This window comes from Mycobacterium sp. E2699 (assembly GCF_001666745.1).
Taxonomy (GTDB): Bacteria; Actinomycetota; Actinomycetes; order Mycobacteriales; family Mycobacteriaceae; genus Mycobacterium.
In genome coordinates this window covers 1-13932 of sequence record NZ_LZJH01000133.1, presented here as the reverse complement: position 1 = coordinate 13932, position 13932 = coordinate 1, and the positions used below count along the sequence as shown (strand labels likewise).

The following is a 13932-nucleotide window of genomic DNA, read 5'->3' as shown; positions in this document are numbered from 1 at the left end:
AAAGCCCGGTGTTGCGATCAGGCAGTCAAGGCGCGGCGACCTTTGCGGCGCCGGCTGGAGACGATCGCGCGCCCGGCACGGGTGCGCATCCGCAACCGGAAGCCGTGCACGCGGGCTCGGCGCCGGTTATTCGGCTGGAAGGTCCGCTTGCCCTTGGCCACGGCGTTCTCCTCGTCTTCGAACCATCCGACCGCGTTCGTCTGCGAGACGATCGGAGGTTAAGCCTTGCTGCTGGCCGGCGCGGTCCCCGGGCTTCGTCCGGGTCGCAGCCGTATCGCCGACTTTCGGGCGACTGTTTGAGGGTACTGACGCGGCTTCGCTGGGTCAAACTTGGTCTCCCCCAACGGACCCAACTGACCTCATCCGTGAAAACCCGAGTTCTCGCAGACGTCGTTGCGGCACGATGGGTCGACGACACATACGCAGGCCCCAAACAACCCTAAAGAGGCCGATTGGAATGCAGCAGAACGGTTGGCAGCCGCGCGGAAAACTGTTAGCTTCTGGCAATGCCGTTTCAGAGTGGAGCGGCGCTCGACGACGAAGCGAGGATGGCGGATCGACTAGCTGTCTAGGCGACTCGCACGGGTTGCCCTCAGCGCGGAGATCATGGGCCGTCGCCGATAGGCTGCGGCTCGTTTACCATCATCCTGTCCACACCTGTGTATAACTATGTGGACAGTCGTTTCGTCGGCAAGCGTGGTTGCCCCTCGACCCGGGATCTGCGAGAACCAGGGAGATTACGTCGTTGACCGATGACCCCGGTTCAGGATTCACGACAGTTTGGAACGCGGTCGTCTCCGAGCTGAACGGCGACTCGGTCTCCGACGGCATCGCTTCCAATCGCACCGCCCTCGCCACCCCGCTGACCCCACAGCAAAGGGCGTGGCTGAACCTCGTCCAGCCGCTCACCATCGTCGAGGGATTCGCCCTGTTGTCGGTGCCGAGCAGCTTCGTGCAGAACGAGATCGAGCGTCACCTGCGCGCCCCGATCACCGACGCGCTCAGCCGCCGGCTCGGGCAGCAGATCCAACTCGGGGTGCGCATCGCCCCACCCGCCGACGACGGCGACGACGGAGCCTTCACCGCCGCGGAGCCCTTCACCGCGGACCCGGAGATCCAGGCCGCCGGCCAGCCGGACGACTCCCTCCTCGACACCTCGATCGACGGCGACGAGGGCGACGAAAACGGGGAAGTCGCCGCCGAACACAGCTGGCCCAACTATTTCACCGAACGCCCGCACGCGGCCGACCCCGCGATCGCCGGCGGCACCAGCCTCAACCGGCGCTACACGTTCGACACGTTCGTCATCGGCGCCTCCAACCGCTTCGCGCATGCCGCGGCCCTGGCCATCGCCGAAGCGCCGGCCCGCGCTTACAACCCGCTCTTCATCTGGGGCGAATCCGGCCTCGGCAAGACGCACCTCCTGCACGCGGCGGGTAATTATGCGCAGCGCCTCTTCCCCGGGATGCGGGTGAAATACGTCTCCACCGAGGAATTCACCAACGACTTCATCAACTCGCTGCGCGACGACCGCAAAGTGGCCTTCAAACGCAGCTACCGCGACGTCGACGTGCTGCTGGTGGACGACATCCAGTTCATCGAGGGCAAAGAAGGCATCCAGGAAGAGTTCTTCCACACCTTCAACACGCTGCACAACGCGAACAAGCAGATCGTCATCTCGTCCGACCGGCCGCCGAAACAGCTCGCCACCCTCGAAGACCGGCTGCGGACCCGGTTCGAGTGGGGCCTGATCACCGACGTCCAGCCGCCGGAACTCGAGACCCGCATCGCGATTCTGCGTAAGAAAGCGCAAATGGAGCGGCTGGCCGTGCCCGACGACGTCCTCGAGCTCATCGCCAGCAGCATCGAACGCAACATTCGCGAGCTCGAGGGCGCCCTGATCCGGGTGACCGCGTTCGCGTCGCTGAACAAGACGCCGATCGACAAGTCCCTTGCGGAGATCGTCCTTCGCGACCTCATCGCCGACGCCAGCACCATGCAAATCAGCGCGGCGACGATCATGGCCGCCACCGCCGAGTACTTCGACACCACCGTCGAGGAATTACGCGGCCCCGGCAAGACCCGCGCACTGGCCCAGTCGCGGCAGATCGCGATGTACCTGTGCCGCGAGCTGACCGACTTGTCGCTGCCCAAGATCGGCCAGGCCTTCGGCCGCGACCACACCACGGTCATGTACGCGCAACGAAAGATCTTGTCCGAGATGGCCGAGCGCCGTGAGGTCTTCGATCACGTCAAGGAACTCACCACCCGGATCCGGCAGCGGTCCAAGCGCTGACTTCGGCGCATCCACCAAATTTTTTTCGAAAAACTTCTCACTCCCCTGTCACACGTGTCACACCGTCACGCTGTGCGCAGCGTTGTGCAAAATCCGTCCAAAGATCGGTGCACCAAGCGGGTTCGCATGCACACCTCACGCCGATCCCCAGCCCGCCACGGCCGCGCACAGTGTTGTCAACGGTGTCATCCACAACCCGATGACTCCCCTAGCTGCGACAAGGTCCTGCTGTCCCCAGAATGCACAGCACTTATTACTAGTACTGAGATCTATCCGTAGTTTGTTCTTTGAAGAACGGCGTTGGGGACGCGCGTCGCCCGGGCGCGGTGCGTGCCGTCGACGACGCGGCTTGTCGGCCCTTGCGATTAGCTTTCAAGATGGCCGCAGAAGATCTACGGTTGTTCAGCGACTGCTAGCGACGGGCGGCTAGCCACTGTGATTTTCCGACACTCGGCAGGTAAAGGGACGCTATGGACGCGGCGACGACAACAGCTGGCCTCACCGACTTGAAGTTTCGTCTGGTGCGAGAGTCCTTCGCCGACGCGGTGTCGTGGGTGGCGAAGAACTTGCCGTCGCGGCCGGCGGTTCCCGTGTTGTCCGGGGTGTTGTTGTCCGGTTCCGAAGAGGGGCTGACGATCTCCGGTTTCGACTACGAAGTGTCGGCCGAAGCCCAGGTTGCTGCTGAAATCGCTTCTCCTGGAAGCGTTTTGGTATCCGGAAGGCTGCTGTCGGACATCACTCGGGCGTTGCCCAACAAGCCCGTCGACTTCTATGTGGACGGCAACCGGGTCGCGCTGACGTGCGGAAGCGCCAGGTTCTCCCTGCCGACCATGCCGGTTGAGGATTACCCGACGCTGCCCGCGCTGCCGGAAGGTACCGGCACCCTGCCGGCGGATCTGTTCGCGGAGGCGATCGGTCAGGTGGCCATCGCCGCCGGCCGCGATGACACGCTGCCCATGCTGACCGGGATTCGGGTTGAGATTTCCGGCGACACGGTGGTTTTGGCTGCCACTGACAGGTTCCGGCTTGCGGTTCGCGAGCTGACGTGGTCGGCGTTGTCGCCCGACATCGAAGCCGCGGTGCTGGTGCCGGCGAAGACGCTGGCCGAGGCGGCCAAAGCCGGCGCCGACGGGTCTGAGGTTCGGTTGTCGCTGGGAGCGGGCGCGGGTGTCGGGAAAGAGGGGCTGCTGGGCATCAGCGGTAGCGGCAAACGCAGTACGACGCGACTGCTGGACGCGGAGTTCCCCAAATTCAGGCAGTTGCTACCGGCCGAGCACACGGCCGTCGCGACCATCAACGTGGCCGAGCTCACCGAGGCCATCAAGTTGGTGGCTCTGGTGGCCGACCGGGGTGCGCAGGTCCGGATGGAGTTCTCCGAGGGAACGCTGCGGCTTTCCGCGGGGGCTGATGACGTGGGCCGGGCCGAAGAGGACCTTCAAGTGGATTTCGTGGGCGAACCGCTGACGATCGCCTTCAATCCGACCTACCTGACCGACGGGCTCGCGTCGGTGCATTCGGAGCGGGTGTCGTTTGGTTTCACGACCCCGGGGAAGCCCGCGTTGCTGCGCCCGGCGGCCGGCGACGACAGCTCCCCCGGCGGCAACGGGCCGTTCGCCGCACTGCCCACCGATTACGTGTACCTGTTGATGCCAGTTCGATTGCCCGGGTAGGTGTACGTCCGGCATCTGGGCCTGCGCGATTTCCGGTCCTGGGCACACGCCGACCTCGAATTGCAGCCGGGGCGGACGGTGTTCGTCGGTCCCAATGGCTTCGGGAAGACGAATCTCATTGAGGCCCTGTGGTATTCGACCACCTTGGGTTCGCATCGGGTCGGGACAGACGCGCCGTTGATTCGTGCCGGCGCCGAGCGCGCGGTGGTGTCGACGATCGTCGTCAACGACGGCAGGGAATGCGCGATCGACCTCGAGATCGCGGCGGGCAGGGCCAACAAGGCGCGCCTGAACCGTTCACCGGTGCGCAGCACGCGCGAGGTGGTCGGCGTGCTGCGCGCGGTGCTCTTCGCCCCCGAGGACTTGGCGCTGGTCCGCGGGGATCCGGCCGACCGGCGCCGTTACCTCGACGATTTGGCCACGGTGCGCAGGCCGACGGTCGCTGCCGTGCGCGCCGATTACGACAAGGTGTTACGGCAGCGCACGGCGCTGTTGAAGTCCCTGTCCGGCGCGCGGCATCGCGGCGACCAAGGCGCCCTGGACACCCTGGACGTGTGGGACAGCCGGCTGGCCCAGCACGGAGCGGAACTGATGGCGGCGCGGATCGACCTGGTGAACGAGCTGGCGCCCGAAGTGGAAAAGGCCTATCAGTTGGTGGCGCCCGGATCGCGGCCCGCCTCGATCGGCTACCGCGCCAGCCTGGGCGATCACAATCCGCAAGATTTCCAGGGGAGCGACCGCGAATTCCTGGAGACAGCACTGTTGGCGGCGCTGGCAGCGCGTCGTGATGCCGAATTGGACCGTGGGATGTGTCTGGTGGGTCCGCACCGCGACGACCTCGATTTGCGGCTGGGCGACCAGCCCGCCAAAGGCTTTGCCAGCCATGGCGAATCGTGGTCGTTCGCGGTCGGGTTGCGGTTGGCGGCGTACGAGTTGTTGCGGGCCGAGGGCACCGACCCGGTGTTGTTGCTCGACGACGTGTTCGCCGAACTGGACGCCACGCGTCGGCGCGCATTGGCGGCGGTGGCCGAATCGGCCGAGCAGGTTTTGGTCACCGCGGCGGTGCTGGAAGACATCCCGGCGGACTGGGACGCGCGACGGGTGCACATCGATTTGCGTGATGACGACTCGGGCCGGGTGTCGGCGGTGCTGCCATGACCGATGCCGGTGAAGGGGAAGACGTCGACCGCCTCGGCGGGCTGACCGGGATCGATCTCGTGCGCCGCACGCTCGAGGAGGCACGCGCGGCCGCGCGCGCGCAGGGTAAGGACGCCGGCCGCGGGCGGTCGGCTCCGGCGGCGCCGCGGCGTGTGGCGGGCCAACGACGGAGCTGGTCGGGCCCGGGGCCCGACACGCGCGATCCGCAGCCGCTGGGCCGGCTGGCGCGTGACCTGGCGAAAAAGCGCGGCTGGTCGACGCGCGTCGCCGAAGGCACGGTGCTGGGTCACTGGCCCTCGGTGGTGGGACACCAGATCGCCGACCATGCGACCCCGACCGCACTCAGCGACGGCGTCCTCAGCGTGACGGCGGAGTCGACGGCGTGGGCAACCCAGCTGCGGATGATGCAGGCGCAACTTTTGGCCAAGATCGCCGCGGCGGTCGGCAACGGCGTCGTCACGTCGTTGAAAATCACCGGGCCGACCGCGCCGTCGTGGCGTAAGGGCCCACGTCACATCGCCGGCCGCGGGCCCCGCGACACGTACGGCTGAGGCGTTTCGCGGCCCGAACGATCCCCAGTCGCGGTTGCATCAACAGGGCGCTGAGAGCCGCCACAACCGCGCGGACTTACATAACGCACGTCAGGACGCGCCCGGAACGAAGAAATCGTCCGCACGGCGCGGTTAGCTGGGTAGAAACGCGCCCACAGAGTCGGTGCCGAGGGCCGTTCACGGTAGAGTGGTGGGGTGCGGCTGTAGCGGTGACCGAACCGCCCGCATGAAACCCCAAGGAGAGCATTCCGACCGTGGCTGCCCAGAAGAAGAAGCCCCAATCCGGATACGGCGCTGAACAGATTACCGTTCTCGAAGGGCTGGAGGCCGTCCGCAAACGCCCGGGCATGTACATCGGCTCCACCGGCGAGCGCGGTTTGCACCACCTCATCTGGGAGGTGGTCGACAACTCGGTGGACGAGGCGATGGCCGGCTACGCGACGCAGGTCGACGTGCGGCTGCTCGACGACGGCGGCGTGGAAGTCGCCGACAACGGCCGCGGCATCCCGGTGGCGATGCACGCCACCGGCGCCCCCACCGTCGACGTCGTCATGACGCAACTGCACGCCGGCGGCAAATTCGGCGGTGAGAACAGCGGCTACAACGTCAGCGGCGGCTTGCACGGCGTTGGCGTCTCGGTGGTCAACGCGCTGTCGACCCGGCTCGAGGTCGACATCAAGCGCGATGGATACGAGTGGTCGCAGTTCTACGACCACGCCGTGCCCGGCACCCTCAAACAGGGCGAGGCCACCAAGAAGACCGGAACCATCATCCGGTTCTGGGCGGACCCCGACATCTTCGAGACCACCCACTACGACTTCGAGACGGTCGCCCGCCGCCTTCAGGAGATGGCGTTCCTGAACAAGGGTCTGACCATCAACCTCACCGACGAGCGGGTGGAGCAGGACGAGGTCGTCGAAGAGGTCGTCAGCGACACCGCCGACGCCCCGAAGAGCGCCGAGGAAAAAGCGGCCGAGTCGAGTGCGCCGCACAAGGTCAAGCACCGCACCTTCCACTACCCCGGCGGGCTGGTCGACTTCGTCAAGCACATCAACCGGACCAAGAGCCCGATCCAGCAGAGCGTCATCGACTTCGACGGCAAGGGCACCGGCCACGAGGTCGAGATCGCGATGCAGTGGAACGGCGGTTACTCGGAGTCGGTGCACACCTTCGCCAACACGATCAACACCCACGAGGGCGGCACGCATGAGGAGGGCTTCCGCAGCGCGCTGACCTCGGTGGTGAACAAGTACGCCAAAGACAAGAAGCTGCTGAAGGAGAAGGACGCCAACCTGACCGGCGACGACATCCGGGAGGGCCTGGCAGCGGTCATTTCCGTGAAGGTCAGCGAACCGCAGTTCGAGGGGCAGACCAAGACCAAGCTCGGCAACACCGAGGTCAAGTCCTTCGTGCAGAAGGTGTGCAACGAACAGCTCACACACTGGTTCGAGGCCAACCCCTCGGAGGCGAAAACCGTTGTGAACAAGGCGGTTTCGTCGGCGCAGGCGCGCATCGCCGCCCGCAAGGCCCGGGAGCTGGTGCGCCGCAAGAGCGCCACCGACCTCGGGGGCCTGCCGGGCAAGCTGGCCGACTGCCGCTCCACGGACCCGCGCAAGTCCGAACTGTATGTGGTCGAAGGTGATTCGGCCGGCGGCTCGGCCAAGAGCGGCCGCGACTCGATGTTCCAGGCCATCCTGCCGTTGCGCGGCAAGATCATCAACGTCGAGAAGGCCCGCATCGACCGGGTGCTGAAGAACACCGAAGTCCAGGCGATCATCACCGCGCTCGGCACGGGGATCCACGACGAGTTCGACCTCAGCAAGCTGCGCTACCACAAGATCGTGCTGATGGCCGACGCCGACGTTGACGGCCAGCACATCTCGACGCTGCTGTTGACGCTGCTGTTCCGCTTCATGCGGCCGCTGATCGAAAACGGTCACGTGTTCTTGGCGCAGCCGCCGCTGTACAAGTTGAAGTGGCAGCGCAGCGATCCCGAGTTCGCCTACTCCGACCGCGAGCGCGACGGCCTGCTGGAGGCCGGACTGAAGGCCGGCAAGAAAATCAACAAGGAAGACGGGATCCAGCGCTACAAGGGTCTCGGCGAGATGGACGCCAAGGAGTTGTGGGAGACCACGATGGACCCGTCCGTGCGGGTACTGCGGCAGGTCACCCTGGACGACGCGGCGGCCGCCGACGAGCTGTTCTCGATCCTGATGGGCGAGGACGTCGACGCGCGCCGCAGCTTTATCACCCGCAACGCCAAGGACGTTCGCTTCCTGGATGTCTGATCGGTCAGACGCGCATACCCCGAAAAACGAGGAATAGATGACTGACACCACGCTGCCACCCGGCGACGAGGCCGGCGACCGCATCGAACCGGTCGATATCCAGCAGGAGATGCAGCGCAGCTACATCGATTACGCGATGAGCGTGATCGTGGGCCGCGCCCTGCCGGAGGTGCGCGACGGCCTCAAGCCGGTGCACCGCCGGGTTCTCTACGCGATGTACGACTCCGGGTTCCGGCCGGACCGCAGCCACGCCAAGTCTGCGCGGTCGGTGGCCGAGACGATGGGTAACTACCACCCGCACGGCGACGCGTCGATCTACGACACGTTGGTGCGCATGGCCCAGCCGTGGTCGCTGCGCTACCCGCTCGTCGACGGGCAGGGCAACTTCGGTTCGCCGGGCAACGACCCGCCGGCCGCGATGAGGTATTGCGTCAGCGCGGATACGTCGGTGGCGCTGGCTTCCGGCGAATCGATACGGATCGCCGACATCGTGCCCGGCGCGCTGCCAAACACCGACAACGTCATAGACATCAAAGTCCTTGATCGGCACGGCAATCCGGTGCGCGCCGACCGGTTGTTCCACTCCGGCGAGCACGAGACCTACACCGTGCGGACGGTCGAGGGCTGCGAGGTTACGGGCACCGGCAACCATCCGCTGCTGTGTCTCGTGGCCGTGGGCGGTGTGCCGACACTCCTGTGGAAGTTGATTGACGAGATCCGACCCGGCGACTGCGCTGTGATGAGCGCCGAGCATGGGGCCTACGCACGCAACACGCCGCCAATGGCGTATGCAGCCCCCACGGTCGATGAGGTTCCCGGACTGGCCGCGTTCCTGCTTCACTACGGCGATGATGCAGACGCCGCGGCGATCGCAACCGAGCTCACCGACGGCCGGTTCTACTACGCCAAAGTCGCTGCGGTCACCGAGGCCGGCGTGCAACCCGTCTACAGCCTCCGCGTCGACACCGACGACCACGCGTTCATCACAAACGGCTTCGTCAGCCACAACACCGAAGCGCGGCTGACTCCGCTCGCGATGGAGATGCTGCGCGAAATCGACGAGGAGACAGTCGATTTCATCCCGAACTATGACGGGCGCGTACAAGAACCGACGGTGCTGCCCAGCCGGTTCCCCAACCTGCTGGCCAACGGTTCTGGTGGCATCGCGGTCGGCATGGCGACCAACATCCCGCCGCACAACCTGCGTGAGCTGGCCGAGGCGGTCTTCTGGTGCCTGGAAAACCACGAGGCCGACGAGGAAGCCACGCTGGCCGCCGTCATGGAACGGGTCAAAGGACCCGACTTTCCCACCTCAGGGCTGATTGTCGGGACGCAGGGCATCGGCGACGCGTACAAGACCGGCCGCGGCTCGATCCGGATGCGCGGCGTGGTGGAGGTCGAAGAGGCCAGGGGCCGAACGTCTTTGGTGATCACCGAGTTGCCGTACCAGGTCAACCACGACAACTTCATCACCTCGATCGCCGAGCAGGTCCGCGACGCGCGGCTCGCCGGCATCGCCAACATCGAAGACCAATCCAGCGATCGGGTGGGCCTGCGCATCGTCATCGAGCTCAAGCGCGACGCGGTGGCCAAGGTGGTGCTGAACAACCTCTACAAGCACACCCAGTTGCAGACCAGCTTCGGCGCCAACATGCTGGCGATCGTCGACGGCGTGCCGCGCACCCTGCGGCTGGACCAGCTGATCCGCCACTACGTCGCCCACCAGCTCGACGTCATCGTCCGCCGTACCACCTATCGGCTGCGCAAGGCCAACGAACGGGCCCACATCCTGCGCGGCCTGGTCAAGGCGCTCGACGCGCTGGACGAGGTGATCGCGTTGATCCGGGCGTCGGAGACCGTCGACATCGCCCGCACCGGCCTGATCGAGCTCCTCGACATCGACGAGATCCAGGCCCAGGCGATTCTCGACATGCAGCTGCGGCGCCTGGCGGCCCTGGAGCGTCAGCGCATCATCGACGACCTGGCCAAGATCGAGGCCGAGATCGCCGACCTGGAAGACATCCTGGCCAAGCCTGAGCGCCAGCGGGCCATCGTGCGCGACGAACTCACCGAGATCGTCGACAAGCACGGCGACGACCGTCGCACCCGCATCGTGGCCGCCGACGGTGAGGTGAGTGACGAGGACCTGATCGCCCGCGAGGACGTCGTCGTCACGATCACCGAAACGGGCTACGCCAAGCGCACGAAGACCGACCTGTACCGCAGCCAGAAACGCGGCGGCAAGGGCGTGCAGGGCGCCGGCCTCAAGCAGGACGACATCGTCGCGCACTTCTTCGTCTCGTCCACCCACGACTGGATCTTGTTCTTCACCACGCAGGGACGGGTGTACCGGGCCAAGGCCTACGAGCTGCCGGAGGCCTCTCGGACGGCGCGAGGCCAGCACGTGGCCAACCTGCTGGCCTTCCAGCCGGAGGAGCGCATCGCGCAGGTCATCCAGATCCGCAGCTACGAGGACGCCCCGTACCTGGTGTTGGCGACGCGCAACGGCCTGGTCAAGAAGACCAAACTGACCGACTTCGACTCCAACCGCTCGGGCGGGATCGTGGCGATCAACCTGCGCGACAGCGACGAGTTGGTCGGCGCGGTGCTCTGCTCGTCCGAGGAGGACCTGCTGCTGGTCTCCGCCAACGGGCAGTCCATCCGGTTCTCGGCGACCGACGAGGCGTTGCGCCCGATGGGACGGGCGACGTCCGGCGTGCAGGGCATGCGGTTCAACGCCGACGACTACCTGTTGTCGCTGAACGTGGTCCGCGAGGGCACGTATCTGCTGGTCGCCACGTCCGGCGGGTACGCCAAGCGCACGGCGATCGAGGAGTACCCGGTCCAGGGGCGCGGCGGCAAGGGAGTGCTGACCGTTCAGTACGACCGCCGCCGTGGCAGGCTGGTCGGCGCGCTGATCGTCGACGACGACAGCGAGCTGTACGCGATCACCTCCGGAGGGGGCGTCATCCGCACGGCGGCGCGCCAGGTCCGCAAGGCGGGACGGCAGACCAAGGGTGTGCGGCTGATGAACCTGGGCGAGGACAACACCTTGTTGGCCATCGCGCGCAACGCCGAGGAAGCCGCGGACGAGGTCGTCGAGGAGGCCGACGGCGGACAGGATTCCTAAGGCATAAACTCGGGCCGACCAGACATAATTCAACTGCCGCCGCGCAGGAGCCATCGCAAAAGACCTAAGGAGTCGGGGTGACCTCACCGAACGAGCCGGGCGCCCCCAACAAGGGCGACAGCATCAACGGGGACGGTGCGGTCGAGCGTGCCGGTGCACACCGCGCGGCGCCCGCGCAGGCGGGTGGCCCCCAGGGCGGGGCGCGGCCGTCAGCGCCGGCGCATCGCGAAGCCGAACCCCAGGCCGCGCCGCGGCCGGCGGGCCCGCCCTCCGGTGCCGATGCGCGGACGAACCGCGTCATCTTCGGCACCGCGGCGCCGGGGGGCGGCGCGGGGTCGCGCCCGAAGCACCCGGCGTACGAGTTCGATGCCGCACCGGCGCGGGGCGAAGGCCCACCCGCCGAGGCCTACGCCAGCGAGCTGCCCGATCTGTCCGGACCGCTGCCGCGGCCCCCGCAGCGCAAACCCGCACCGGACCGCAACGCCGAGGCGCCGAGCCCCTCGTCGTCGTCCGCCCGGACGGCGACGGCCGAGAGCCGGGAAAACCGCGAGGGCCGGGAGAACCGGCTGCAGGTGTCGCGGCGTACCCGCGGGCCCGTTCGGGCCAGCATGCAGATCCGCCGGATCGATCCGTGGAGCACCCTGAAGGTGTCGCTGCTGCTGTCGGTGGCGTTGTTTTTCGTGTGGATGATCGCGGTGGCCTTCCTCTACCTCGTGCTCGGCGGCATGGGCGTGTGGGCCAAGTTGAACAGCAACGTCGGCGACCTGCTGAACAACACCAGCGGCAGCAGCGGCGAACTGGTCTCGAGTGGCACCATCTTCGGCGGCGCCGTGCTGATCGGCTTGGTCAACATCGTGCTGCTGACCGCGATGGCCACCATCGCCGCGTTCGTCTACAACCTCACCACCGATCTGATCGGTGGCATCGAAGTCACACTGGCCGATCGGGACTAGTGGGTCGACACCATCGGACCAGTGGCGATCACAAGCGCGGCGCAGCCGGGCGCGGTGGGTCGACGCCATCGGACCAGTGGCGATCACGGGGTTTTGGGGGTCCGGCGGCGAGTGCGGTAATCTCGTCGCTCGGTCGTACGCGAGTAAGGGCCTGTAGCTCAGGCGGTTAGAGCGCTTCGCTGATAACGAAGAGGTCGGAGGTTCGAGTCCTCCCAGGCCCACAACCATGTGCCCGTCCAGACGTTGTGTGAGGCTCGCATTGCCACTGGCAGTGGTCGCGATAGCGGCGGCGGTGGTGCGGTCACGGCGCGGGGTCGAGGTCTGGCACGTGGCGGTGGCCGATTCACCCGATCAGCCGCCGAGCCACGACGAGGGGCCTTAGCTCAGTTGGTAGAGCACCGCCTTTGCAAGGCGGGTGTCAGGGGTTCGATTCCCCTAGGCTCCACAAAGTGAAATCACGTCCGCCCGGCACAGGTGCCGGCAGCGGTCCATCGTCCAAAACGCCGATTATTCAGCTGTTCATCAGCGGTATTTCTCCAGACTTCTTTATTCTTCATATTCGTGTCGCTCTGGACCGCACAACGGCATCCTCGATGCCGAGAAGAAAGGAAGTGCGTCAAATGCCCTCACCTCGCTGGCTGGCAGGATTGAGCATTCCCGTGATGGTCGGCGTCGCGCTGGCCACCGGCGCTGCGACTGCCACCGCCGATCCCACCAATGACGCCTACCTCGCTCAACTGCGCGCCGCCGGGCTCAGCTGGCCGGCAGGCCACGACGAGGCACTCATCGGCATGGGGCACCTCATCTGCGACGATCTCGGGTGGGGTTGGACGCCCCAGCAGATCGCCAACCAAATCCACGCCAACTTGGATCCGGCGGGTGTGACGTTGCTGGACGTCGGATCTTTGGTGAATACCGCACGTTCGACCTATTGTCCCAACCAGAGGTGCTGGGCCCCCCACTGCTAAGTCCATCGCTGGACCTGGCCGGGTTGGCCACTGCCGAACGATGCGTGATGCACATGTCGATTCCGGGTGTTAGCTGACAAATCTGCGGCCAACGCTTTATAGGCCGTTGCGATTGGTCATTGACGTTCCTACGCTTTCTGTATTCCGCATGACCCGACGATCCCGCTGAGGTGCCGACCGCCTGGTCGTGACGCTTCGGGAGGTCCGGGATGTCGTACGTCATCGCAATGCCCGACGTAATCACCTCAGCCGCAAGCGATTTCACAAGCATCGGTGCCGCAGTCGGCGCGGCCAATGCGGCCGCATGGGGCCCGACAGCAGGGGTGTTGGCCGCCGGCGCCGACGAGGTGTCGGCCGCGGTCGCGACGCTGTTCGCCGAGTACGGGCGGGCCTACCAGGCAGTCGGCGCCCAGGCGGCGGCATTCCATCAGCGGTTCGTGCAAAGCCTCAGCGCGAGCGCTGCCGCGTATGCCGGCACCGAGGCGGCCAGTGTGTCACCGCTACAAACCGCCCTGCAAGACGTGCTCGGCGTGATCAACACACCCACCGAGCTGCTGTTGCAGCGCCCCCTGATCGGCAACGGCACCAATGGGGCCCCCGGGACCGGGCAAAACGGCGGGGCCGGCGGGATCCTCTGGGGCAATGGCGGCAACGGCGGGTCCGGGGCCGGCGGCGAAAACGGCGGCAACGGCGGTCCGGCCGGCCTGTTTGGCCACGGCGGCGCGGGCGGCACGGGTGGCAGCGCCAACGTGGCGGGCGGCACCGGGGGCACCGGCGGCACGGGCGGCGCCGGTGGCCTGCTTTACGGCAACGGTGGCGCGGGCGGCTTCGGTGGCGCAAACAACTTCGTCAACGGTCGAGGGGGCAACGGCGGCCTAGGGGGTAGCGCCATCGGGCTGTTCGGGGCCGGGGGGACCG

General features: G+C 66.5%; 10 protein-coding genes and 2 tRNA genes. 11 read left to right on the top strand and 1 reads right to left on the bottom strand.

All coding sequences use genetic code 11. The annotated features are described in order from the left end of the window. Positions 1 to 17 precede the first annotated feature (17 nt). Positions 18 to 161: a 50S ribosomal protein L34 gene (gene rpmH, locus A5696_RS27310; RefSeq protein WP_079219747.1), complete on the bottom strand. Its 144-nt coding sequence runs from the start codon at positions 159 to 161 to the stop codon at positions 18 to 20. 584 nt (positions 162 to 745) lie between these two features. Between rpmH and dnaA the strand changes: the two genes are divergently transcribed. The 11 genes from dnaA to A5696_RS22495 form a co-directional block, all read left to right on the top strand. Beyond that, positions 746 to 2296 (top strand): chromosomal replication initiator protein DnaA, encoded by a 1551-nt coding sequence (gene dnaA / locus A5696_RS22545; protein ID WP_067883213.1) that lies wholly within the window; start codon positions 746 to 748, stop codon positions 2294 to 2296. A gap of 470 nt (positions 2297 to 2766) precedes the next feature. Further along, positions 2767 to 3966, top strand: coding sequence for a DNA polymerase III subunit beta (dnaN, locus tag A5696_RS22540; RefSeq protein ID WP_067883212.1), 1200 nt, complete (start codon positions 2767 to 2769; stop codon positions 3964 to 3966). Continuing rightward, on the top strand, positions 3967 to 5124 hold the full coding sequence (recF, locus tag A5696_RS22535; protein WP_067883211.1) for a DNA replication/repair protein RecF: 1158 nt from the start codon (positions 3967 to 3969) through the stop codon (positions 5122 to 5124). Then, positions 5121 to 5675: a DUF721 family protein gene (locus tag A5696_RS22530; protein ID WP_067883210.1), complete on the top strand. Its 555-nt coding sequence runs from the start codon at positions 5121 to 5123 to the stop codon at positions 5673 to 5675. Before recF ends, A5696_RS22530 begins: the two co-directional genes overlap by 4 nt. A gap of 254 nt (positions 5676 to 5929) precedes the next feature. Next, positions 5930 to 7963 carry a DNA topoisomerase (ATP-hydrolyzing) subunit B gene (gene gyrB, locus A5696_RS22525; RefSeq protein ID WP_067883209.1) on the top strand — a complete coding sequence of 678 codons (2034 nt, stop codon included), beginning with the start codon at positions 5930 to 5932 and terminating at the stop codon, positions 7961 to 7963. 37 nt (positions 7964 to 8000) lie between these two features. After that, a complete protein-coding gene (gene gyrA / locus A5696_RS22520; protein WP_067883208.1) occupies positions 8001 to 11093 on the top strand; it encodes an intein-containing DNA gyrase subunit A in 3093 nt (1030 codons plus the stop codon). 77 nt (positions 11094 to 11170) lie between these two features. Next, positions 11171 to 12046 (top strand): DUF3566 domain-containing protein, encoded by an 876-nt coding sequence (locus A5696_RS22515; RefSeq protein WP_067883207.1) that lies wholly within the window; start codon positions 11171 to 11173, stop codon positions 12044 to 12046. 147 nt (positions 12047 to 12193) lie between these two features. Continuing rightward, positions 12194 to 12267 (top strand) — tRNA-Ile (locus A5696_RS22510). Between the two features lie 151 nt (positions 12268 to 12418). Beyond that, a tRNA-Ala gene (locus A5696_RS22505) sits at positions 12419 to 12491 on the top strand. Between the two features lie 4 nt (positions 12492 to 12495). Continuing rightward, positions 12496 to 13014: a DUF732 domain-containing protein gene (locus A5696_RS22500; RefSeq protein WP_156738549.1), complete on the top strand. Its 519-nt coding sequence runs from the start codon at positions 12496 to 12498 to the stop codon at positions 13012 to 13014. A gap of 209 nt (positions 13015 to 13223) precedes the next feature. After that, the coding region (locus A5696_RS22495; protein ID WP_067883205.1) for a PE family protein at positions 13224 to 13932 on the top strand (709 nt) is incomplete at its 3' end.